This is a genomic window from Bradyrhizobium sp. ISRA436 (genome assembly GCF_029910015.1).
Classification (GTDB): Bacteria; Pseudomonadota; Alphaproteobacteria; order Rhizobiales; family Xanthobacteraceae; genus Bradyrhizobium.
Genome location: NZ_CP094519.1, coordinates 3880980 through 3903102 on the forward strand (window position 1 = coordinate 3880980; position 22123 = coordinate 3903102).

Genomic DNA, 22123 nt, shown 5'->3' on the forward strand with positions numbered 1-22123 from the left:
GCGTGTCATACGGCGGCCACCTCGGCGGCATTAGCCGCGCTCGCCTGCGGCGAAAGAAGACAACGATAAGCGTGTGCGCCGCTTACCTCAGCAAGCGTCACCTCCGTGGTCGCGCAAGGAGAGAAGGCGTGCGGACAACGATTGCGGAAGGCGCAACCTTCGATCTTCCCGATCAGGCTCGGCACCATGCCCGGGATCGAGCCCAGATGCTCGCCCGGTCTGGTGCGGCCAGGGATCGGAATGCAGCGGAGCAGGCCCTGCGTGTAGGGATGAAGGGGGCGGGTGAATATGTCTTTCGCCGGTCCGATCTCGACGATTTGCCCAGCATACATCACGGCGACCCGGTCGGCGATCCGTGCAACGATCCCGAGATCGTGGGTGATGAGGACCACGGCCATGTCGAACTCGCGCTGAAGTGCGGCGAGCAGACGTAGAATCTCGGCCTGTATCGTCACGTCGAGCGCCGTTGTCGGCTCATCCGCGATGATTAGCTTGGGGCCGCACATCAGCGCTATCGCAATCATCACCCGCTGACGAAGGCCGCCCGATAGTTGATGCGGATATTGCGCAAGCCGCTGGCCGGCCGCGGTGATGCCAACCTTTTCAAGCAGATAGACTGCGCGGTCGCGGGCCGCGGTGCGGGCGACCTTGCGATGGCGGAACAACGCTTCCTCGAGCTGGTTGCCGATGGTGTAGGCCGGATTCAGCGAAGTCATCGGCTCCTGGAAAATCATCGCCATGCGGTCGCCGCGGACATCGGCCATCTCGCGCTCCGCCAACTTGGTCAAATCGATTCCGTCGAAGGTCAGTCGAGTCGCCGTGCGCTGCGCCCGTTTGGGCAGCAGATTCATTATTGCGAGGGAGGTCAGCGACTTGCCGCAACCCGATTCACCCACAATGCAAAGCGTCTCGCCGCGCGCGACCGAAAAACTGACATCGCGAACCGGGTGGAGGGTTCCGATAGTCAAGGAAATTCTGACATTGAGGCCCGCAATTTCGAGAAGTGCACTCAACTTCGATTCTCCGGCGCGGTCAGGTCGCGGACACCGTCGCCCAGCAGATTGATCCCGAGCACGAGCATGAACAGCGCCACACCAGGGATCGTGATAACCCAGGGGCTGAAGAACATGTACTGCTTGCCGTCCGCGATCATCGCGCCCCAGTCCGGCAGCGGCGGCGGAACGCCAAGTCCGAGGAAGGACAGCGCTGCGGCGAGGAGGATACCGTTGGCCATCTCGATGGTCGCGATGATGATGATGACGTTGAGGACGTTGGGCAGTATCTCACTTGCAACGATCCGCCAGGTCGAGCAGCCCACGGCCTGGGCGGCGGCGACGTAGTCAAGCGCGCGAATTTGAAGCGTGACGCTGCGCGTGACCACGGCGAAGCGGTCCCACAGCAGGAGACCGAGCACCAGGATGACGTTCCGCAGCGAACTGCCGGCCAGAGCCGCGACGGTGAGCGCAACGAGAATCACCGGCATCGCAAGCCTGGTCGTCACGATGAAATTGATGACGAGGTCAATCCGTCCACCGAAGTATCCGGCAATGACACCGAGGCTGGTACCGATGATCCCGGACATGATCATGATGCTGAAGCCGACCAATAGCGAAATGCGCGATCCGTAGATCAGTCGGCTCAGATAGTCGCGCCCGATCTGATCGGTCCCGAGCAGGTGGGTCCAGCTGCCGCTTTCATCCCACACCGGCGGGACGAGGCGCTGGCTCAGATCCTGAGCGTAGGGATCGTGCGGTGCAAGCAGGGGCGCGAACAGGGCTACGCCCAGAATGACAATGAGGATGCCGGCGCCGATCAGAAAGGTGGTGTGGCCCAGCACCCGGCGCCTGAATGCTGCGCCCGCCGATGACGGGAGCACACTGGCGAAATCGACGTAGGTCTCGATCGTCATCGCTTGGGCTCCTCAACGCACACGAATGCGCGGATCGAGAAAGGCGTTGAGCATGTCGGCAAGCAACGTCAGCACGATGTAGAAGCAGGCGAGGATGAGCACAATTGCCTGCACCACCGGAAAGTCGGCGCGGCTGATCGACTCCCAGCCCAGATAGCCCACGCCGTGCAGCGAAAACACCGATTCGATCACGATCGAACCGCCCAGCGCGAAACCCAACTGGACAGCCGCCACCGCCACCAACGGGATAATCGCGTTGCGCAGCGCGTGCTTGAACAGCACCGTCATCGAGCGTAGGCCCTTGGCGCGGGCGGTCCGGATGTAATCGGACGCCAGAACTTCCATCATGCCGGCGCGGGTCAACCGCATGAAGGTCGGAATCGAATAATAGGAGAGCGTGATCGCCGGCATCACGTAATATTCCCAGCCTCCGGTTCCGGAGACCGGCAGCCAGCGCAGCGTCACTCCAAACAACATCATGAGTAGCAGCCCGAACCAGAAGCTGGGCAGCGCCTGCCCGAACACGGAGATGGTTAGAGCCAGACGGTCGATCCAGGAATTCGGCCGCAGTGCGGCAGCGATCCCGAGCGGGATCGAGACGAACAGCGCGATCACCAGCGCCGAGATGCCGAGCATCATGGTTACGGGCAGACGCTCGGCGATGATCGGAAAGACCGGCTGCTTGAGGAACAATGAATCGCCGAAATCACCGCGGATCGCCTTGCCGGCCCAATCGAGATACTGAATCGCTATCGGCCGATCGAGGCCATAGGCCTTACGGACTTGAGCGACGTCCGCAGCGCTCGCCGACGGCCCGGCGAGCGACTGGGCGAGGTCGCCCGACAGATGCAACAGCAGGAAGCTGACGATTGAGACGGTGATCGCCACCAGTAGAGCAACAAGGCTTCGCTTGATAAAGTATAAGAACAACGGGAGGCCCTTCCCTGCGCTTGCCGGCTGCGGGCCCAGCGAAACCGCAGCCGCGCGGCGGCCCTACTTCCAACTATAGAGATAATAGCGCGGGATCTCGTCCTTGTAAGGCGTGAAGTTCAATTCGTTCGTGTGGGCGTAGTACACCGCGTACGAATTCATCGGAAGCCAGTACATGCGGTCCATGATGCGATCGATGGCCTTCTTGTAAAGTTCCTCGCGCTTCTTCGGATCAGAGTTGGTGTCCGCGTCTTGGACCCAGCCCTGCAGTTCCTTGTCGCCGGAGAAATCGTCAGCCGAACCGGTGAAGAAGTTACCCAGGATCGCCGAAGCATCGTTGATCGAATAGGACCCCCAATCGCCAAACGAGATCGGCGTCACGCCTTCATGGTTCTTGTTGCGGAAGGCGGGATATTGCAGGAGCTGGATCGAGGCTTGTATGCCGATCTGGCGCATGTAACCGGCCAGGGCGTCTTCCCAACTCGGCGGCTGGCGGAATGCGTAAAGCGTCGTACTGAACCCATCCGGGTAGCCCGCTTCTTTCATCAACTCCTTCGCCTTCGCCAGGTTGTAGTCGTACTGCTTCGCGCCCTGATAGCAGCCGAACTGGGTCGGGAAACACGGTCCCTTGAGCACGTTCGCGGTCGAAGCGAAGAAGGTCTTGGTAAACTCAGGCCGGTTGATCGCATGCGCGATCGCTTGACGCACGCGGACATCCTGGAGCGGCGATTTCCCCGAGCGGCCGGCCGCATCGAAATAGCGGCCGGCCGCATCGAAATAGATGTATCCGACACGCATCGTCTCGCCCGAGGTGACGGTGAGGCCCTTGACCTTCTCCAGGTTCTTCACCTGGTCGGTCGGCACATACCAGATCCAGTCAAGCCCGCCCGATAGCAATTCAGCCAACTGGGTCGTCTTCTCCGGCGGGAAGGTCACCACGATCTTACCGATCTTGGGCTTGCCCTTGGGGCTGTCGTTCCAATAGTCGGTGTTCTTGACCAGCGTGATCGACTTGCCCGGCTCGAGGCTTTCGACCTTGTAAGGTCCGCTGCCGACAGGATGGCGCCCCATGCCGTCGGGACCGACCTTGGCGTAATAGACGTGCGGATAAATCGGGATTGGCCCGGCAAGATATTCAAGCGCCGCCGGGAACGGTGCCTTCAGATGGATACGGACCTTGTACTGGTCGATCTTCTCGGCGTTCTTGATCCAACCCACGTTGGTGGTGTTGAGCACCTTGTTGGCCGGGTTCGACACGAAATTGAGCGTGTAGACCACGTCTTCGGCGTCGAAGGGCTGCCCGTCCTGAAACTTGACGCCTTGGCGAAGGTCGAACTCGAGCGTTAAATCATCGACCCAGCGCCAGGCCGTGGCCAACGCGGGTTTGTATTGGAAGGTTTCCGGATCGCGGTCGATCAGCTGATCCCAAACCATCCGCGCCAGGATGATGCCCTCGCGGTTGGTGTTGAAGTAGGCGTCGGCATTGTCGATCTGCTGGTCCCAAGCGACCCTGAGCGTGTCGTTTGCCTTGTTTGCGAAGACCGGCGCCGTCCACAATCCGACACCCAAGGCCGCCATGCAGGTTATCGCGGCTGTTGTTCTAAACATCCACTTCCTCCCGTTATTTATTTGCCCACGCCGTTTGAAATCGGCGTTGTGGTGACTGCTACGAAGCGGAATCTAGCGCACCGAGGCCGTTGCTCCACTAGATGATCTTGAGCGTCTTGGCCTGTCCAAGAGCGGTAGATACAAACGGCATTGATACCGCCGGCGCCAGACCCGCGGCGCTAGCTGCCGCGCCCACCCGCTTCAAGAACCCGCGTCGTGTGACGGCTGATGTGGAAATTTCTCGTCCTGACCGCATCTTTGCTCCCCCTGACAGTCGTTCCTTGACCAGCCACATTGCGACGTGGTGGCCTCTCAGGCTGGCACTGAAAGCGCGTTAGCCCGCTTCCTCGACTGTGATGGGCGCCGATGTAAGAGCCTCGCCTCCCAGATTGGCGGGCGTGCTCTAACTGAACTCCCGGTTGGTCCAGCCATGACTTGATTCAAAGATAGCTGTTCGGGCACCCATAGAACACGTACGGGGCCACCCGTAACGGGCGGCTGGCTCTGACGGCTGCTCAATTCCGCCTAAGTCAGTCGGCGCGCTTCACCACTGAGCACCATCCCACCACGACAGTGATCATTCGCCCCTGTACGGCGGTAGGACAGGGGTCACCTGCAATGTAAGTTATCATACTTTCTCTTCAGCACGGCCACAAAAAGAATGGCTCGCTTGAAGAGACATTCCGCCGCACAGGATTGAACACTAGCGTGCTGCACTGCAGCCAACGCGCACGAAATCGTTTGGTCGAAGCCTGGTCGGCCGGGGAGCCGATCGGCTTTTGCAGTCCGCAAGGACGTTAGCCGAAATCGAGAAATCAGAGAAACCTGCCGAGCACCGATACAAGATTCTTTTCGGCCGAGATTGCCGTCGTCACAGGCCGTCCTCGCAGTAAGGCGGCTCTATAGATAAAAGTTATAAAGGCGGGGGTCGGTGATTTGGGTCTCACGCCCGCCAAGCTGCAAAGACCTTCGGTGAAGCTCCTTGCCGATAATGATCTGGATTGGCTAGACGCCTTTGCAATTCACGGCTATCGAAGCATTCCGCATATCAAGCTCAAGCCTTACTCTTCAGACGAGCTAGCCGAATTTGTCGATCGCCTCCATCCAATGAGCGCAGATCGCTCACCTCGGCTATAAACCGCCTCGTAGTTGACTAGACGCGAATAAACGAGACTCGAATTCTGTTGTTTGAAACCCACATCGGACTCGAATTCAGACTTCGCCGAGACTCGAATCCGTCGAAATCAAGCCATTGTAATTGCTATCTTTTTTTGGATTCGGGATGGAATTGGCGTGCAATACGATTGTTCTCGAATGCATCTCGAATGATCCGCCCGTTACCTCAGACAAGCGATGGTTGGGCCATATCCGCCGCGAGGCGAAGTGCCGACTGGCTCGCGCCGACTGCGGCAATTCCTCGCCCTGCGATGTCATAGGCGGTGCCGTGCGCGGGAGTGCAGATGGGAAACGGAAAACCGCCGAGCAAGGTCACGCCGCGGTCGAAGCCCATCAGCTTCATCGCGATCTGGCCCTGATCGTGATACATCGTCAGCACCGCATCGAAGGCGCCGCCCTTGGCACGCAGAAACACCGTGTCGGCGGGAAACGGCCCCTCGGCGGCAACGCCTTCGCGCCGGCCGGCCGCGACGGCAGGCGCAATGACGTCGATCTCCTCGCGGCCAAAATTGCCGCCGTCGCCTGCGTGCGGATTGAGAGCCGCGACCGCGATGCGCGGCCGCGCGAACCCGGCGTTACGCATGCATGTGTCGGTTAGCCTCAGCGCACGATGGATGCGTTCGCTGGACAGCCGCGCGGCCACGTCCTTGAGCGGGATGTGCGATGTGACACGCGCATTCCAGAGCTGGCCGAGCACGTTGAATTCGCTTGCAGGCGTCTTGAGCCCGGCCACCTCGGCGGAGAACGCGATCTCGTCGTCGTAGTCGGCACGGGCAAGGCGCATCGCCTGCTTATTGAACGGCGTGAAGCAGACGGCGTCGACACGCCCGTCCCGAGCGAGCTCCAGCGCGTGCCGGTAATTCGTCAGCGCGAATTTGCCGCCGGAAAGGCTTGCAGTTCCCCGCTCGACCTCGGCCGGATCAAGATGGGCGAGATCGATGAAGAGCGCCTCGCCCCTCGCCGCACGAAAGTCGGTGCCCTGCTCCACCGCCTTCAGCTCCGGTGTAACGCCGGCGACGCGCGCCCCTTCGTCGAAGATGCGGCGGTCACCGATCACGACCAGCCGACTGCGGGCGCGGACGTCATCCAGCGCCACTAGCTTCGCCGTCAACTCCGGGCTGATGCCCGCGGGATCTCCCATTGCCAATGCAATGAGCGGCTTAGCGGTCATATGATCACCTTCTCCTGGCTTGTCGTATCGGTACCGTGGGGTGCGGGCTTGCGCCAGACGCGCGCGAGCTGAAGCGCCAGCGGAAGCAGCAACAGCGCGATGCCAGCCACAATCAGGCACGTCACCAGGCGATTTGCAAAGAAGATCCCGAGCGACCCCCTGGACATCAGCATCGACTGCCGGAAGGCGTCCTCGGCCTTGTCGCCTATGACGATCGCGAGCACGAGCGGTGCCAGCGGATAGAATAGCTTCTTGAAGAGATAGCCGAGGATCCCGAAGCCGAGCATCATGACCACGTCGAGATAGGAGTTCGACACCGAATAGGCGCCGACGACGCAGATGATCACGATCAGCGGCGCGATGACGACGAAGGGAATCCGCATGAGGGCGGCAAAGATCGGAACGGTCAGCAGCACCAGCGCGACCGCGACGATATTGCCGACATACATCGAGGCAATCAGTCCCCAGACGAAATCCTTCTGGTCGACGAACAGCATCGGCCCGGGATTGAGGCCCCAGATCATCAGCCCGCCCATCATGACGGCCGCGGTGGCTGAGCCGGGAATGCCGAGCGAGAGCATTGGGAGCAACGCGCTGGTGCCGGCGGCATGATCAGCCGTCTCTGGCGAGATGATGCCTTCAACCTCCCCGGTGCCAAAGTTCCGGCCGCGGCGCGAGAAGCGGCGGGCGATGCCATAACTCATGAAGGATGCCGCGGTCGGGCCACCCGGCGTAATCCCCATCCAACATCCGATCGCAGCGCTCCGCAGCAGTGCCACGCCGTGCCGAGGCAGGCGGGCAACCGCGCAAAACACCTCGCCCCAATCGATCTTCGATGAGACGGCGCGGGCATGAAACTCCTCCTCGACCGCGACCAGGAGCTCGCCGATGCCGAATAGTCCCATCACCGCGACGACGAAGCTCACGCCCTTGACCAGCTCGTCGATGCCCATGGTGAGACGCACGCTGCCGGAGACGGTGTCAATGCCGATCGCGGCGATCGCAAACCCGATTGCGAGCGCTACGACGGTCTTGATCGGCGCCGCGCCGCCCATGCCGACGAAGCTGGCGAAAGCGAGGAAATACACCGCAAAATATTCCGGCGGCCCAAAGGCGAGCGCGACCTGCGCCACCCACGAGGCGAGGAACGTGATCAGAATGACGCCGACCAGCGCGCCGAACGCCGCCGAGCCGAAGGCGGTGGCCAGCGCCGTCGTCGGGCGGCCGTCGCGCGCCATCGGATAGCCATCGAAGGTGGTCGCAACCGACGACGGCTCTCCCGGAATGTTGAACAAGATCGACGTCACGGAGCCGCCGAACAGCGCGCCCCAATACATGCTGGAGAGCAGGATGATCGCCGAAACCGGCTGCATGCCGAAGGTCAGTGGCAGGAGTAGCGACACGCCGTTCGGCGCGCCCAGCCCCGGCAGCACGCCGACCAGAATGCCGAGGAGCACGCCGGCTGCCATCAGGATCAGATGCGGCACGGTGACCGCGATCGTAAACCCGTGCAGGAGTTCCTGGAGATTGTCCATCGGCCCTCTCAGAACCCGAACGCGGCGGCGAGAGCGCCGTGCGGCAGCGCGACTTGGAACATGCGCTCGAACACGACATAAAGCGCGAGTGACGTCGCCGCCGCCATGACCAGCGCTCGCGGCACGGATTGGTGCCTGGGGATCGCAAGCACCGCGAAGACATACAGGGCCGAGGCGAGATACATCCCGGCCAGCGGGATCGCGGCAACGAAAATTGCAGCCGGAACGAACAGGCCGGCAAGCCGGCGCAGCTCGATCGGCGTGATGGCAACAGGAACGCTTGCGGGCGTCGCGGCCGGCAGGACGCCACGCACCAGGTTGTAGAGGCTCCCAAGCACGATGACGATGCCGGTCAGGAACGGGAACGTGCCGGCGTCCACGCCCGCGGTCGACCAGCCGATGCCGTTGTCGAGGCTGGAGACGACGACTGCCACACCGAAGCTACCGGTGAGGCCGGCGGTCGCAAGTTCAAGAGCGCGGCGCGATATCATCAAGGGCTCCTGGTGGCGAGAGACAACAGGACTCATGGCGCGGTGATTACGCCTTACTTGACGAGCCAGCCCTGCTCGCTCGCAACCTGCTTGACGTGCTCGATATCCTTCTTGATGAATTTGTCGAAGTCGGTACCCGTCAGGAACGTGTCGACCTGGGAAGTTTTTTCGATGTAGTCCTTCCATTCCGGCGTGGCTTGCACTCTCTTCATGAGGTCGACATAGAACGCGGCCTGGTCCGGCGTGACCTTACCGGGCAGCCATACCGTACGCGGCTGCTCATATTGCTTGATGTCGAGGCCCTGCTCGACACAGGTCGGCACGTCGCTCCAGCCTTCTGTCGCGGTGACCTTGGGGCCCTGCGGCAGCCGCTTGGGGCTGAAAGCGCAGAGCGGCCGCTGTGTACCACCGCGCCACTGCCCGAGGCTCTCGCTGGGATTGTTGACGTGGGAGTCGATGTGCCCGCCGGCGAGCTGCACGGCGGCTTCCGCGCCGCTCTTGAAGGGGATGTAGGTCAGTTTGACGTGACCCACCTTCTCGATCATGCGGGTCAGCACCTCGTCGGTATCCTTCGACTGCGCACCACCCATTTTGAATTCGCTCGATGCGGCCGCCTTCAGATAGTCCCCCGCCGTCTTGTAGGGCGCGTCCTGCTTGACCCAGAGCAGGAACTCGTCCTGGGCCATCGCCGCGATCGGGGTGAGATCGGTATAGTTGAACGCGACCTTGGATACGAGCGGCTGCTGCCAGGCATTCGACGTGCCGAAGATCAGCTTGTAGGGGTCGCCCGCCGACGCCTTGCCGTAGACATAGCCTTCTGCACCGCTGCCGCCGCCCTTGTTGACGACGACGATCGGCTGAGCCGTCAGCTTGTACTTGGTGATGATGTTCTGCACCGCGCGAGCGAGATTGTCGGTCCCACCGCCCGGCCCGGCCGTGGCCACGAACTCGATCGGCTTTTGCGGTTGCCAGGCGGCACGTGCCGGCATTGTGCCGGTGACCGCGGCAGCGCCCGCCGCAAGCAGAAGTGTTGACGTCAGACGCATGATCTCCTCCAGCTGATTCTCTCTATTGTTCTTATCTGTCGTATCGATGTCCGCTAGGCGACGCGCTGCTCGCCCTTCCCCGACGCCGAAACGATTGCGCCTTCTTTCTCGAGCGCTTCGATCTGCTCCGTGTCGAACCCGTGCTCGGCCAGCACCTCGCGCGTATGCTCGCCATAGACGGGGGCGCCGGACTGCACCTTGCCCGGCGTCTCCGAGAATTTGACGGGAAGACCGATCGTCTTCACGGGACCGAGCGTGGAATGCTCGACCTCGACGACCATCTCGCGTGCCAGCGTCTGCGGATCGCTCAGCGCCTCCAACATGTCGTGCACGGGTCCGCACGGCACGCCCTTGTCGTCAAGCGCCGCGAGCCAGTGCGATCGCGGCCTGGTGCGGAAGCGTTCGCTCAAGACAGCCTCGAGCTCTTTCAGATGCGCCATGCGGTCGGCGCCGGTGACGAAGCGCGGATCGGCGGAAAGCTCGGTGGCACCGAGCGCCTCCAGCATCAGGAGCCAATGCTTCTTGTTGGCGCCGCCGACCACGAGCCAACCGTCGGAGGCTTCGAAGGCCTGATAGGGCGCATTGAGCGGATGCGCCGAGCCCATCGCGCGCGGCGCGGTGCCCGCGGCGAGCGCGATTGTCGATTGCCAATAGGTCTGCACCAAAGCCGCTTCATAAAGCGACGTCTCGACCCACTGCCCCTCGCCAGTCTTGAGACGGTGCGTATAGGCGGCCAGGATTCCCATGCTCGCGAGCAGGCCGGCGGTGATGTCGGACAATGGCGGCCCGCATTTCACAGGCGGCCCGTCGGGACGTTCGCCGGTAAAGCTCATGATGCCGCTCATCGCCTGCGCCACCAGATCGAAGCCCCTGCGGTGCTTGTAGGGGCCGGTGCGGCCGAAGCCCGACAGCGAGCAATAGATCAACGCCGGATATTCCTTGTGCAGCGCCTCGTAGCCGAAGCCCAGGCGCTCCATTGCTCCCGGCGCGAAATTCTCGACCAGCACGTCGGCGTTCGCGAGCAGCCGCCGCAGCACCTGCTTGCCGCCGTCGGTCTTCAGATCCAGCACGATGCCGCGCTTGTTGCGGTTCATCATCAGGAACGAGGCCGCCTCGCCGCCGATCGTCGGCGGCACCGAATGGCGGGTGTCATCACCAGAAGGCGATTTCTCGATCTTGATGACATCTGCGCCCATGTCGGCGAGCATCAGCGTGCAGGTCGGACCCGCCATCACATGGGTGAGATCGATGACCTTGAGGCCGGCAAGCGGTCCCGGACGGCGAGAGGTGGGTTGCGATCGATCGCTTTGCATCGGCGCCTAACCTATTGACCGCGCCACTGCGGCGCGCGCTTGTTGAGGAAAGCATCGAGCCCTTCGCGAAAATCCTGGCTCGTGTAGCACATCAGGATGAGGTCTTCCCCCTCATCCCGCGTCAGCCGCTTTTGCAGGCGGGCTACCGCCTGCTTGGTCGCATTCAGTGTCAGCGGCGCGTGACCGGCCAGCAGCCGGGCGACTTCTTCGGCGCGCCGGTCGAGCGCCGCAACATCTTCGACGACCTCGCCCAGCAGCCCGACGCTTGCAGCCTCAGCGGCATCGACAAGCCGCGCGGTGAAGATCAGATCCTTGACGCGCGCAGCGCCAATGAGCGCGGTGAGACGGCTAATATTGGACATCGATAGGCAGTTGCCGAGCGTCCGGGCGATGGGAAATCCGATTCTGATGCTTTTCGTGCCGATCCGCAGGTCGCAGGCCGCGGCAATGCCTGCTCCTCCGCCTGTGCAAAATCCGTTGATCGCCGCGATTGTCGGCACCCGACACCGCTCGAGCGTGGTCAGCACCCGATCGATCCGATTCTCGTAGTCGAGTGCGTCCTGCGGCGTCTTGAATTCGCGGAACTGGTTGATGTCAGTGCCCGAGGCGAAGGCCTTGTCGCCTGCACCGCGCAGCACCAGCACCTTGATTGAATGATCGCTGTTGGCGCGCTCGCAAATCGCGGCGAGCCGCTCGTACATGGCGAAGGTGAAGGCATTGCGCGCCTGCGGTCGTTTGAAAGTGATCCACCCGATGCCGTCATGGTGCTCGAAAACCAGATCTTCCGCCGCTGCGACCTCTAGGTCCATTTCCTCGGGTCCTCTTGCTTCTTATTTTTTACAGTTTTGAATGCAAAATTTGGAATATTCAAGCTATAATTCCTTCTCCTGCACCTAAAAATTCGATTTTGCATGCAAAATAGGGCTTGATCCCATGCTTCACGAGGAGGTCGTCGGACGCATTCGCGCCATTCTGCTGGATGGCGAAATCCCTCCGGGCGCTCGGATCCCCGAGCGCGAGTTGTGCGACCGGCTGGAGATTTCGCGTACGCCGCTGCGCGAAGCGCTCAAGGTGCTCGCCGCCGAGGGCCTCGTGCAGTTGCTGCCCCATCGCGGCTCACGCGCGGCAAAGCTGACGGACAGGGACATGCGCGACCTGTTCGAGGTCTGCCAGGGCCTCGAGGCGCTCGCCGGCGAACTTGCCTGCGAACGCATTACGAACGGTGAGATCGATGAGATTGCCGCGACGCACGCGGCCATGGTGCAGCATTATCGCGAGGGCGACCTGATCCAGTACTACCGCGGCAACCGCGCGATTCATGAAGCCATCGTCACCGCAGCCGGAAATCCCGTACTCACGGGCCTCTATGCTTCGGTAACAGCGCGCATTCGGCGCGCCCGTTACGTTACGCCGATGACGCCCCAGCGCTGGGCGCGCGCGGTCCAGGAGCACGAAGCAATTCTCAACGCGCTCCAGCGGCGTGACGGCGTTGGCCTCTCCCACGTCTTGCGCGCCCATCTTCGCCACAAGCGCGAAGAGGTCTTGCAAGCAGGATTCGCGGACACGGACGGCATCGATCTGGCCTGCCAAATCGCGTGAAGCGCCCCGCATTGGCCGACGATATGGCCGCAATGCAGAATTGAGTTGATCTAAGCACACCCGCGCCAGAGGTCCGCGCGCCAGTTCCCACCAATCACAGCAGCCGCTGCAGGATTCGACGGATGAATGCAGAATTCCGGTGACTTGGAACCAGTCATATACCAGAGAAAACAGTCACTTAGGATTAAGGCGAATCCGCGCATTTGTACTTGCCTCACCACACCTGAACAGGAGGAACGGTGCCAAGTGTGAGGCGTTCCTTCACCGGGGCTTGGATTGAACGGAGACGAGATATGAGAAACCTGACATTGGCAGCGCTCGCCGGCGCCGGCGCCCTCATAGCCTCCGGCACCTACGCGGCAGCAAACGAGTTCCAGATCAGGGATAACGCTCCTCTGCTTCACCAGGCTCGGCTGGTGTGTAACGATGCCGGGCGATGTTGGCATACCCGGCATGATCGCGTGATACGCGGAGAGACCTACTACTACGGGCCGCGACGCTACTACGATTACGATGATTACGGCTACTATCACCGGCCTGGCATTGGTGTTTACGGCCCAGGATTCAGCTTCGGCATCGGCCCGGGCTATTAACATCCGCTGAACGTCTCGCTATCCGCAAAGTCCGCCACAACCCGTCGTTGTTCGGCGGGCTTTGCGCGTTGTCGGCATTCGGGGCCTGAATTCGGAGGCCCCGCCGAAGGCCTTGTGGGCCCCCGCCGGCACAAGATCACACCGATCGACCTCACGTTCGGAACTCTCGCTTTTCTCATCCGATCTCACCTCACGCGCCCGGCGCGCGGCGGCTTGTGACGAAATGCCGCCAAATAGCGATGGTTTGGTCGGCGGTGTCGCTATGCACCAGGTTCGCAATGAGATTGTTCGAGACATCTCCCTCAGCCCCGCGCCGCCACCATTCGATGGAGGACCAGAAGCGACCTCCGACTTCTCGACGCAAACCGGCGTTGTCGTCACTTCGACCGTCCTTGTTATGCCTTGTGTCGCTGTCGACGATTGCGCTCGGCTGCACCCGGCTTCACGCCCAAGACGTCGCAGGCCCTGACAGGGAATTGGTCGTGGCGACCAAGGAGGCACCCCCATTCGCGCTGAAACAGTCCGATGGGAACTGGCGCGGTATCAGCATCGCACTCTGGAAAAGGGTTGCCGATCGGGCGCATCTGCATTTTCGCCTGGTCGAGACCCAGAACGTGCCGGATCTGCTTGATGGCGTCGCGAACGGCCGCTTCGACGCCGGCGTCGCGGCGGTCACAGTGACGGCCGAGCGCGCGCGCAAAGTCGGTTTTACTCAACCTTTCTATAATACCGGGCTCGGCATTGCGGTACCGGTCAATGAAAATCCCTGGGTTTCGATCGGACGGGCGCTTCTTTCGTTCGGCTTCTTCCAGGCCGTCGGGGTGCTGCTTGGTTTCGCAATGGCGGTCGGTTTCCTGATTTGGGTGCTGGAACGGCGCAGGACGGAGCATTTCGGCGGTGGCGCCAAGGGGCTTGGCTCCAGCTTCTGGTGGTCGACCGTCGCCATGACGCAGGCCGGGGCCGCCCAGAATGCTCCGACAACCCTCCCCGGGCGGATCGTCGCAATGGGTTGGATGATCGCATCCGTGATCGCGATCGCGGTGTTCACCGCCGGTATCACCTCCACCCTGACGCGGAGAGGGCTCGAGGGCTCCGTTCATGGCTTCAACGACCTGCGGTCCGTACGTGTCGGCGCGGTCGCGAACTCCCCGACAACTGACTACTTCACTCGTCAGCGGCTTTCCTTCCGGACCTTTCCGGACGTCCAAAGCGGCCTCTCCGCATTGGCGCACGGCACCATCGATGCCTTCGTCCACGACAAGCCACTGCTGACCTGGATGGTTCGGAACAACTTCTCGGACTCGGTCCGTGTCGTCGACACCAGCTTCAGCAGCGAGAGCTATGCAATCGTCTTGCCGAAAGGCAGCCCCCTGCGGCCGACGCTCGATCTCGCCGTGCTCGATGAAATTGAAAGCGATTGGTGGCAGCAAACGCTGTTCGAGTCCCTTGGAAACGCTCGATCTCGCTGACTCCGGCGCGCGGGGAGTCTACGTTCTCAGGGGCGGCATTGCTGTAATTTATACTTCAGTAAGCAGATCGTGGGAGGGTCCACCAATGAGTTGCGTTGGAGTGCACCAGTGATCGATTTTGACGAGCTGCGTAGTCTCGCAGCAGACGTTCGCATCTTCATCGAAGCTTCCGAAGACAAGGCGGGCGCCCTCAAGGCCGTGGTTAACGCCTACGATGTCGTGCTGGGTATCTTCCCTTCCTCGGCTGGAATGGATCTTCATGTGGTCAAGGGAACCGAAGTCCTCAACCACATCGCTCAGACGCAGATCTCCGGCGATTTCACGCATACCGCGATTGCGTTCCAGAATCGGGAACAGGCAATCGCTCTGCAGCAGGCGATGGCGGCTTAGCCGCAAACCGCTTCCCTCTCGCCCGAGCCCGGCGGCCGCACGCCAGGACGCTGCGGTCGTCACCAGCGCAAACTGATCGAGATCCAGAGATCGTCCGGCCTCATAGGTCTTGGCTGGGTCGACCACCTGCTCCACCAGCCTCCATTCGACAGCGCGTCGCTGCCCTCGCCCCGGTCGAAACGCACCACCGCGATGCGGCCCTCGGGCCGGAGGCGACTGCTACCTCCCTCGCTCGCGTTGTGTGAGATGCGGGCAAATCGTTCGCCTCGACATCGTATGGCCTCTTCGCCTATCCTGCCCGGCATGAGCGATCACGATCATCATCACCACGATCACGACCATTCCGAGCTGTCGGAGACCGAGCTGCGCGTGCGCGCGCTGGAATCGATCCTGAGCGAGAAGGGTTATCTCGAGCCGGCCGCGCTCGACGCCATTGTGCAGGCCTACGAGACGAAAATCGGCCCGCATAACGGAGCCCGGGTCGTCGCCAAGGCCTGGACCGATCCCGCCTTCAAGAAGGCGCTGCTCGAAGACGCCACCAAGGCCGTCGGCACTCTCGGCCATGTCAGCAGGGTCGGCGACCATCTCGTGGCGGTCGAGAACACGCCAGGCCGTCACAACATTGTCGTTTGCACTCTCTGCTCCTGCTATCCGTGGGAGATGCTCGGGCTGCCGCCGGTTTGGTACAAGGCCGCCCCCTACCGCTCGCGCGCGGTCAAGGATCCGCGCGGCGTCCTTGCCGACTTCGGCGTGAGCCTGCCGAAGGAGACGGAAATCCGCGTCTGGGATTCGACCGCGGAAACCCGCTTCCTGGTGCTGCCGATGCGGCCCGAGGGCACCGAGGGCTGGAGCGAAGAGCAGCTCGCCGAGCTCGTGACGCGCGATTCCATGATCGGCACCGGATTCCCGAAGAAGCCGGGTGCTCCGTCATGAACGGCGTCCACGACATGGGCGGCATGGACGGGTTCGGCAAGGTTGAACCCGAGCCGAACGAGCCGATGTTCCATCAGGAATGGGAATCGCGGGTGCTGGCGATGGTCCGCGCCATGGGCGCGGCCGGTGCGTTCAACATCGATGCATCGCGCTTCTATCGCGAGACCCTCCCGCCGCACGTCTATCTGTCGAGCTCCTATTACAAGAAATGGCTGCTCGGGCTTGAAGCGCTGCTGCTCGACAAGGGCTTTATCGGGAAGGAGGACATCGCGGCCGGACATGCCGTGACGCCGGCGAGTCCCCTCAAGCGCGGCAAGTTCTCGGTTGCCGATGTCGAGCGCGTAATGGTGCGCGGCAAGTTCGGCCGCGCGGCGCCTGTGCCCGCGAAATTCAAGGCGGGCGACCGCGTGCGGGCGAAGAACATCCACCCCGCCACGCACACGCGGCTGCCGCGTTATGTGCGCGGCCATGTCGGCGTCGTCGAGCGCGATCACGGCTGCCACGTGTTCCCCGACACCGTTGCCAACGATGCCGGCGAGAACCCGCAATGGCTCTACACCGTCGTGTTCGACGGACGCGAGCTGTGGGGGCCGGACTCCGATCCGACCATCAAGGTATCGATCGATGCATTCGAGCCCTACCTTGAGGCCGTGTGATGGATGCGTCCGCGGCCACACGCGCTACCAGCGCCATTTCCAGCATTCCCCGCGACGACGCCGGTCCGGTGTTCCGCGCTCCCTGGGAAGCGCAGGCCTTCGCCATGGCGCTGACGCTGCATGACCGTGGCGTGTTCACCTGGGGCGAATGGGCCGCGGTCCTCGCCGACCAGATCAAGCGCGCGCAGGCCGCTGGCGATCCCGACACCGGCGAGACCTATTATCTGCATTGGCTGGCCACGCTTGAGCACCTGGTGGCCGCGAAGGGCGTGACGACATCGGAAACGCTGCATCGCTATCGCAACGCCTGGGATCGCGCCGCGGATCGCACCCCGCACGGCAAGCCGATCGAGCTGACGCCGGCAGATTTCGAGTAGCACGCGGTCGCGGCGCCGAGTTCGATCAAAATCCATGGCCGGTGGGAAGCACGGGCCTCGCGGCCGGCTGAGCAAGCGCCTTTGCTGCTCCGGCCGCCAGTTGAATTGACGGCTCGTCCACCGCCCTCTCGAACGCCATGGCTGCGAGCAGGACCGATGGGAGATAGGCAATGAAGGCGATCAGCACCGAAGTGCCGTAGGAGAGCCCGGCAGCGTGAGCGGCCAGGAAGACAAAGCATCCAACCGAGAACAGCACCGGTATGTGCGCCAGATAAAGCGGGAAGGACATGTCGCCAAGGCGCCGGACCGCCGGCTTTGCCAATAGCCCTTGCGCGGCGGGCCAGCCCGTGACCAATGCAACCAGCATCACGGCTGAGATCGAGTGCCAGATCGATGCGTCGGCCTGAACCGTCAGCCCGGGCGCTGTGATCGGAATGAACGGGACGAGCGCCGTGATCGAGAGCAGCGCATCCCAGATCGGCCATCGCTCAATGCTGAGCGGTACCGTCCCCAACAGCAGAACAAGCACCAGAATGGCCGGGCGCCATCGCAGGCGCGCCGTGAAGCGCGGAGCGTCCAGAAGATACAGGGCCGCCCCGAACAAGATCACCGAGATGTAGGCGCGGCCGAGCATGGTGCCCAATGCGAGCATGATGAATGCCGCCCACCGTGGGCGCGAGGCCGGCAATCGCGTCGCAAAGACCCTGATCAGCAGCAGCGAGCCGATATACTCGATCGGCATCGTCCAAAGCACGGAGTTATACGAGTTCTCGCGGGTTGGAATGCCCAACAGGCTGTTCCACGCCTGAAGAAGCGCGTCCGGGAGGCTGGGCTGCTGCGCGAACTGGCTCGACAGCCAGGTCGAGTGCGTGAACACGGCAGCGTCGCGATTGAACGCGAATCCCGAAGACAGGATGATCCAGCCGAACAGGCTGGCCGCGAGCACCGGAAGTCCGAGGCGCAGGGTACGCTTCACCACGAGCGCGATCGCAGATACGTCGCTCTTGTGGAACGACTTGGCGAGAACAAATCCCGAGAGCGCGAGGAAGACGCAGACGGCGTAGTTGCCGCCTGCTGCGATGAACACAAAGGGATAGGCCGAAAGTGCCACCTCCCACGAACCATGCGCATGCTCCGGGCGCCCGGTATAGATGGCGAAATCGAAGGCCGTCATGAAATGCGACAGCGCGACATTGAGCGCCATGACGCCGCGAAGGCCGTCAAGATAGGACATCCGGGACGGAGGCATGGGACGTCTGATGGACCCTGGTTACGAAACCCATAGAGTCTGTCGCAAGTTAACTAACAAAGCCTTGTGGCTATCGTGGACCGGGAGGTCTGTGCGGCTTACGCGGTGGTCAAAGTCAGCTGGAGTAATGGCCAGATGCCGACGACGTCCATTCATTCGACACCAAGACTGCCGACCGCGACTGGCGCAGTCCCAGTCGTCACATCGGTGCGCGTCCCGTGACCCGTCCCGACCGTTACGCTACTGACTGCGGCTGTCCCGGCCTGTGCCGGGACGATGTGGGCCTGGATACACATTTCAATCAGCGTTGAAGATGCAGGCTCTCGTTCTCGCGACGTGAAACGTCCGAGTCTTGCACTTCGTTCCGGCCCTCTGAGATCAGAGGGCGCAGGGAAAGCCGGGTGCCGATCGCACCCATGGGTCCCGAGCAAATAGAAAGCTCGGGAGGTAGGACCACAGGTGAAACCGGAGCGATCCCGGCTTTCCCTGCGCGATGGGTTACGGCTTATACGTGCTCTCCCCGGCGAGACTGGGCTTTGTTGTCACCGTCTTTGCAAAAGCGCTTCGCGCTTTGCAAGGAGACACCTGCCACTAAGGTTTGTACTCAATCAGATGTATAATTTTACGTGGAGATATGATTCAAGCTCTGCATTTGCGGGGCTTGGATCATGGCGGGCGAGTTTTGGTTGAATGATCGGCAGTGGGCAGCAATCGAGCCCTTGCTGCCGCAAAATCAGCCCGGCGCTCGTCGAGTCGATGATCGCCGCGTGATCAGTGGCATCATCCATGTGTTGAAGTCCGGCTGCCGCTGGCGCGATTGCCCGGCAGTGTTCGGCCCTTACACGACCGTCTACAATCGCTGGAACCGCTGGTCGCGGCGCGAGGTCTGGCGCAATCTGTTCGAAGCACTTCGGGGCCTGTCGCCCGATGACGACTTCCAGGCCATCGATTCCACGACCGCCAAGGCGCACCGTGCGGCGGCCGGTGGAAAAGGGGGGCGGAGGCTCAGGCCATCGGTCGTTCCCGCGGTGGCAGGACCACCAAGATCCACGCCGTCTGCGACAGTCTCGGACGCGCCATCGCGCTCGAAGTAACGCCAGGTCAGCGTGGTGACATCCGCGCGGCGCTGCCCCTGCTCAGCTCTCTGCCACCACCGCGTTGCTGTGCGGCCGACACGGCCTATGACGCGAACGAACTGCGGCAATTCCTCATCGAACGGGGAACAACCCCGGTCATCCCAAACAATCCCACCCGAAAACGCTTCCATCCGTTCGACCGCGCCGCATACAAGCGGCGCAACCTCGTCGAGCGCATGTTTTGCAGGCTCAAGGACTGGCGGCGCATTGCAACCCGCTATGACAAGCTCGCCAGAAACTTCCTCTCGGCCGTCAATCTTGCTGCCGCTATCATTTGGTGGACCTGATTGAGTCCGGACCTTAGGGCGTCAGGCCTGCACGACTTCACCGTCCGCCATCTGCCACGCTCGTCAGCCGTGACATCGGCGTCCACCGCATCTCGACCCAACACTCGTGACGATCGCGAAGCGCCCCTCAAGCGGGTGAGACGGGCTATTCATACACTGAGTTACAATTCCGATAAACAGAAATATTTTTGCTGCGGGGTCTTGCGCCGTCGGGCAACTCAGTGATTGACGCTACGGCCTGCGCGCCACGTATTCCCGCCAGCCCTTCGCCCGCAGGGCGCAAGCCGGGCATTCGCCGCAGCCGTAACCCCATTCGTGCTGCGCGCCGCGTTCGCCGAGGTAGCAGGTGTGCGAGTGCTCGCGGATCAGGTCGACCAGCCCTGCCCCGCCGAGCTCATACGCGAGTTGCCAGGTCGCCGCCTTGTCGAGCCACATCAGCGGCGTATGCAGCTCGAAGTTCTTCGCCATGCCGAGGTTGAGCGCCGACTGCAACGCCTTGATGGTCTCATTGCGGCAATCCGGGTAGCCGGAGTAATCGGTCTCGCACATGCCGCCGATGATGTGGCGGATGCCGCGGCGGTAGGCGAGCGCCGCCGCGAAGGTGAGGAACACCAGGTTGCGGCCCGGCACGAAGGTATTCGGCAGCCCATCTTCGCCCATCGCGATCGCGACGTCGCGGGTCAGCGCGGTGTCGGAAATTTCCGACAGCGTCGGGATCGCGAGCGTGTGGCTGTCGCCGAGCCTGGCGGCCCAATCCGGCCGCAGCGCCCGGATGCCGTCCAGCAGGCGGTCGCGGCAGTCGAGTTCGATGGTATGGCGCTGGCCATAGCCAAAACCGAGCATCTCGACGCGGGCAAAGCGCGACAAGGCCCAGGCAAGGCAGGTTGTGGAATCCTGGCCGCCGGAAAACAGCACCAGCGCCGTATCTGAATTGATCTGATCGCTCATGGAACGGGCTTTACCACTCCTCGGCCGCCCGGCCAATCCGTGGACAGTTCCGTGATTTCGCCGCGTTTTGCTGGGATCGGCAGCGTCGATTTGGCATAAAGCCTGAGCCCCCTCCATTCCGGTGCCCCATGACCCCTTCCCGCGACATTTCCCGCCTGATCGAAATCATGGCCGTGCTGCGCACGCCGGTGACCGGTTGCCCCTGGGAGGTCAAATACACACACTCCGGCCCGCGCACCCAATAAAAAAGCCGCCCGAAGGCGGCTGTTAATAGGAGCATTGAAGCTCCGCTAAGAGTTGATATCGTTGGCCCATGGAAAGTTTGTCTCCGTTAGAGCAAGCAGTGCTCGACGCCATTGCGCTTCAGGTGCCCGAAGTTGCCGATGCGCTTGCTGGTCAGCAGGGGCAAGTGCGCGTCTCTGCCCGAGAGAACACAGGAGCCGGTTTCTATACCACGCTCGATGTCTCACATCATTCGCCAATCAAAGGTGTTGCCTCACCATTGGGCGATGTCGGTGCGACTGTTAGCGGTCTTCAGCATGGAATGGGATTTCTGCTCTGGCTTCGGGATGGTCACATTCATAAGCTGGAGGGCTATTCGTATGAAGAGAGCACGTCTGGCATCGATTTTGAGCGAGTAACGTTCGGGGTAGTTGGGCCGCGTACCGGATGATCCGGAAATTCGATCCAAAGCTGTCATTCCGCTGATTGAGCCGGTTGCGTATCAGGCTTACCCCGCTCGCTGAGCAACGATCGCAGGCGCACGATCTCGATCAATAGGCGATGCACTTCGCGTTCTGCGTGACTGCGGTGAACGAGAGGTTCGCCTGGGCCGTTTTGGACGCTTGCTCGACGATAGCGACGCGCCCCAAGTCCGGTGTAATAGAGCCGCGCGATCGTTGGAATGCGCTCCATGATCTCGCCCTCTATCTGAGTGAGCGTCGCTCCCGTATCGGCGGCCGGCTCCACTGGGGTGGTGGGAGTGAGGGTGCGAATGGCAGCCGCCCACGTCATCCCGGCCAGATCCCCTGCGACTTTGCGCTGAGTAAGGTGCCGCTGCGTATCGCCGCAGCTTTCAATAGTCGTCGTCTCGTGAGTCGACTCGATAAGATTCGCAGCGCACTCCAGCCCTGCGTAGAACCCTGCCTCGAACTCCGTACGCTCTTCGGTGATCTTCAGTCCGTCCATACCCCTCCCTAAATTGTGGTGAATTGTGGCGTCCCTAGGCACTCGTGCATTTCTATCGCCATTTGAGATTATTATTTTATCATCTCTTGTAACATGCCAAGAGATTGAATTTCGCTATC

Annotated in this window: 21 protein-coding genes and 2 pseudogenes; 10 read left to right on the plus strand and 13 right to left on the minus strand. The window is 62.0% G+C overall.

The annotated features are described in order from the left end of the window. Nucleotides 1-5: 5 nt before the first annotated feature. From MTX23_RS18380 to MTX23_RS18425, 10 genes are all read right to left on the minus strand, one after another. The gene (locus MTX23_RS18380) at nucleotides 6-896 is read right to left on the minus strand and encodes an ABC transporter ATP-binding protein (protein WP_280978113.1); all 891 of its coding nucleotides are present in this window, start codon (nucleotides 894-896) and stop codon (nucleotides 6-8) included. A gap of 113 nt (nucleotides 897-1009) precedes the next feature. Beyond that, a complete protein-coding gene (locus MTX23_RS18385; protein ID WP_280971628.1) occupies nucleotides 1010-1909 on the minus strand; it encodes an ABC transporter permease in 900 nt (299 codons plus the stop codon). Nucleotides 1910-1921: 12 nt separating this feature from the next. Further along, nucleotides 1922-2839 carry an ABC transporter permease gene (locus MTX23_RS18390; protein ID WP_280971629.1) on the minus strand — a complete coding sequence of 306 codons (918 nt, stop codon included), beginning with the start codon at nucleotides 2837-2839 and terminating at the stop codon, nucleotides 1922-1924. A gap of 63 nt (nucleotides 2840-2902) precedes the next feature. Beyond that, the gene (locus MTX23_RS18395; RefSeq protein WP_280971630.1) at nucleotides 2903-4447 is read right to left on the minus strand and encodes an ABC transporter substrate-binding protein; all 1545 of its coding nucleotides are present in this window, start codon (nucleotides 4445-4447) and stop codon (nucleotides 2903-2905) included. Between the two features lie 1342 nt (nucleotides 4448-5789). Next, nucleotides 5790-6794 (minus strand): 4-hydroxythreonine-4-phosphate dehydrogenase PdxA, encoded by a 1005-nt coding sequence (locus MTX23_RS18400; RefSeq protein ID WP_280971631.1) that lies wholly within the window; start codon nucleotides 6792-6794, stop codon nucleotides 5790-5792. After that, complete coding sequence (locus MTX23_RS18405; RefSeq protein WP_280971632.1) at nucleotides 6791-8329, minus strand: tripartite tricarboxylate transporter permease; 1539 nt, start codon at nucleotides 8327-8329, stop codon at nucleotides 6791-6793. Before MTX23_RS18405 ends, MTX23_RS18400 begins: the two co-directional genes overlap by 4 nt. A gap of 8 nt (nucleotides 8330-8337) precedes the next feature. Next, nucleotides 8338-8820, minus strand: coding sequence for a tripartite tricarboxylate transporter TctB family protein (locus MTX23_RS18410; RefSeq protein WP_280971633.1), 483 nt, complete (start codon nucleotides 8818-8820; stop codon nucleotides 8338-8340). A gap of 53 nt (nucleotides 8821-8873) precedes the next feature. After that, entirely contained in the window at nucleotides 8874-9866 is a 993-nt protein-coding gene (locus MTX23_RS18415; RefSeq protein ID WP_280971634.1) for a tripartite tricarboxylate transporter substrate-binding protein, read from the minus strand. Nucleotides 9867-9919: 53 nt separating this feature from the next. Continuing rightward, nucleotides 9920-11179: a CoA transferase gene (locus MTX23_RS18420; RefSeq protein WP_280971635.1), complete on the minus strand. Its 1260-nt coding sequence runs from the start codon at nucleotides 11177-11179 to the stop codon at nucleotides 9920-9922. A gap of 11 nt (nucleotides 11180-11190) precedes the next feature. After that, complete coding sequence (locus MTX23_RS18425) at nucleotides 11191-11988, minus strand: enoyl-CoA hydratase/isomerase family protein (RefSeq protein WP_280971636.1); 798 nt, start codon at nucleotides 11986-11988, stop codon at nucleotides 11191-11193. 124 nt (nucleotides 11989-12112) lie between these two features. Between MTX23_RS18425 and MTX23_RS18430 the strand changes: the two genes are divergently transcribed. The 7 genes from MTX23_RS18430 (at nucleotide 12113) to MTX23_RS18460 (ending at nucleotide 17196) form a co-directional block, all read left to right on the plus strand. Further along, a complete protein-coding gene (locus tag MTX23_RS18430) occupies nucleotides 12113-12778 on the plus strand; it encodes a GntR family transcriptional regulator (protein ID WP_280971637.1) in 666 nt (221 codons plus the stop codon). A gap of 293 nt (nucleotides 12779-13071) precedes the next feature. Then, nucleotides 13072-13371, plus strand: a complete 300-nt coding sequence (locus MTX23_RS18435) for a hypothetical protein (protein WP_280971638.1) — start codon at nucleotides 13072-13074, stop codon at nucleotides 13369-13371. 482 nt (nucleotides 13372-13853) lie between these two features. Then, nucleotides 13854-14840, plus strand: coding sequence for a transporter substrate-binding domain-containing protein (locus MTX23_RS18440; RefSeq protein WP_280971639.1), 987 nt, complete (start codon nucleotides 13854-13856; stop codon nucleotides 14838-14840). A 108-nt stretch (nucleotides 14841-14948) separates the two neighbouring features. Next, nucleotides 14949-15230, plus strand: coding sequence for a hypothetical protein (locus tag MTX23_RS18445; RefSeq protein ID WP_280971640.1), 282 nt, complete (start codon nucleotides 14949-14951; stop codon nucleotides 15228-15230). A 303-nt stretch (nucleotides 15231-15533) separates the two neighbouring features. Then, the gene (nthA, locus tag MTX23_RS18450; RefSeq protein WP_280978114.1) at nucleotides 15534-16163 is read left to right on the plus strand and encodes a nitrile hydratase subunit alpha; all 630 of its coding nucleotides are present in this window, start codon (nucleotides 15534-15536) and stop codon (nucleotides 16161-16163) included. Further along, a complete protein-coding gene (gene nthB / locus MTX23_RS18455) occupies nucleotides 16160-16819 on the plus strand; it encodes a nitrile hydratase subunit beta (RefSeq protein ID WP_280971641.1) in 660 nt (219 codons plus the stop codon). Before nthA ends, nthB begins: the two co-directional genes overlap by 4 nt. Then, nucleotides 16819-17196, plus strand: a complete 378-nt coding sequence (locus MTX23_RS18460) for a nitrile hydratase accessory protein (RefSeq protein ID WP_280971642.1) — start codon at nucleotides 16819-16821, stop codon at nucleotides 17194-17196. Before nthB ends, MTX23_RS18460 begins: the two co-directional genes overlap by 1 nt. Before the next feature lie 25 nt (nucleotides 17197-17221). On the opposite strand, the gene MTX23_RS18465 is transcribed toward MTX23_RS18460, so the two are convergent. Then, a complete protein-coding gene (locus MTX23_RS18465; protein WP_280971643.1) occupies nucleotides 17222-18445 on the minus strand; it encodes an acyltransferase in 1224 nt (407 codons plus the stop codon). Nucleotides 18446-19113: 668 nt separating this feature from the next. On the opposite strand from MTX23_RS18465, the pseudogene MTX23_RS18470 reads away from it, so the two are divergent. Then, a pseudogene (locus MTX23_RS18470) lies at nucleotides 19114-19868 on the plus strand (IS5 family transposase). Nucleotides 19869-20099: 231 nt separating this feature from the next. Here the strand turns inward: MTX23_RS18470 and queC are convergent. Then, the gene (queC, locus tag MTX23_RS18475) at nucleotides 20100-20816 is read right to left on the minus strand and encodes a 7-cyano-7-deazaguanine synthase QueC (protein ID WP_280971644.1); all 717 of its coding nucleotides are present in this window, start codon (nucleotides 20814-20816) and stop codon (nucleotides 20100-20102) included. A 128-nt stretch (nucleotides 20817-20944) separates the two neighbouring features. Here queC and MTX23_RS18480 point away from each other — a divergent pair. Continuing rightward, nucleotides 20945-21031: pseudogene (locus MTX23_RS18480) on the plus strand (nucleoside triphosphate pyrophosphohydrolase); the annotation flags it as partial. Nucleotides 21032-21159: 128 nt separating this feature from the next. Then, complete coding sequence (locus tag MTX23_RS18485; protein WP_280971645.1) at nucleotides 21160-21489, plus strand: hypothetical protein; 330 nt, start codon at nucleotides 21160-21162, stop codon at nucleotides 21487-21489. Between the two features lie 23 nt (nucleotides 21490-21512). On the opposite strand, the gene MTX23_RS18490 is transcribed toward MTX23_RS18485, so the two are convergent. Continuing rightward, a complete protein-coding gene (locus MTX23_RS18490; protein WP_280971646.1) occupies nucleotides 21513-22004 on the minus strand; it encodes a hypothetical protein in 492 nt (163 codons plus the stop codon). Nucleotides 22005-22123: the final 119 nt, after the last annotated feature.

Coding starts and splice junctions, on each gene's coding strand:
- MTX23_RS18385 (WP_280971628.1), bottom strand. CDS start 1,909: ATGACGATCGAGACCTACGTCGATTTCGCCAGTGTGCTCCCGTCATCG.
- MTX23_RS18395 (WP_280971630.1), bottom strand. CDS start 4,447: ATGTTTAGAACAACAGCCGCGATAACCTGCATGGCGGCCTTGGGTGTC.
- MTX23_RS18400 (WP_280971631.1), bottom strand. CDS start 6,794: ATGACCGCTAAGCCGCTCATTGCATTGGCAATGGGAGATCCCGCGGGC.
- MTX23_RS18405 (WP_280971632.1), bottom strand. CDS start 8,329: ATGGACAATCTCCAGGAACTCCTGCACGGGTTTACGATCGCGGTCACC.
- MTX23_RS18410 (WP_280971633.1), bottom strand. CDS start 8,820: ATGATATCGCGCCGCGCTCTTGAACTTGCGACCGCCGGCCTCACCGGT.
- MTX23_RS18415 (WP_280971634.1), bottom strand. CDS start 9,866: ATGCGTCTGACGTCAACACTTCTGCTTGCGGCGGGCGCTGCCGCGGTC.
- MTX23_RS18420 (WP_280971635.1), bottom strand. CDS start 11,179: ATGCAAAGCGATCGATCGCAACCCACCTCTCGCCGTCCGGGACCGCTT.
- MTX23_RS18425 (WP_280971636.1), bottom strand. CDS start 11,988: ATGGACCTAGAGGTCGCAGCGGCGGAAGATCTGGTTTTCGAGCACCAT.
- MTX23_RS18430 (WP_280971637.1), top strand. CDS start 12,113: ATGCTTCACGAGGAGGTCGTCGGACGCATTCGCGCCATTCTGCTGGAT.
- MTX23_RS18435 (WP_280971638.1), top strand. CDS start 13,072: ATGAGAAACCTGACATTGGCAGCGCTCGCCGGCGCCGGCGCCCTCATA.
- nthA (WP_280978114.1), top strand. CDS start 15,534: ATGAGCGATCACGATCATCATCACCACGATCACGACCATTCCGAGCTG.
- nthB (WP_280971641.1), top strand. CDS start 16,160: ATGAACGGCGTCCACGACATGGGCGGCATGGACGGGTTCGGCAAGGTT.
- MTX23_RS18460 (WP_280971642.1), top strand. CDS start 16,819: ATGGATGCGTCCGCGGCCACACGCGCTACCAGCGCCATTTCCAGCATT.
- MTX23_RS18465 (WP_280971643.1), bottom strand. CDS start 18,445: ATGCCTCCGTCCCGGATGTCCTATCTTGACGGCCTTCGCGGCGTCATG.
- queC (WP_280971644.1), bottom strand. CDS start 20,816: ATGAGCGATCAGATCAATTCAGATACGGCGCTGGTGCTGTTTTCCGGC.
- MTX23_RS18490 (WP_280971646.1), bottom strand. CDS start 22,004: ATGGACGGACTGAAGATCACCGAAGAGCGTACGGAGTTCGAGGCAGGG.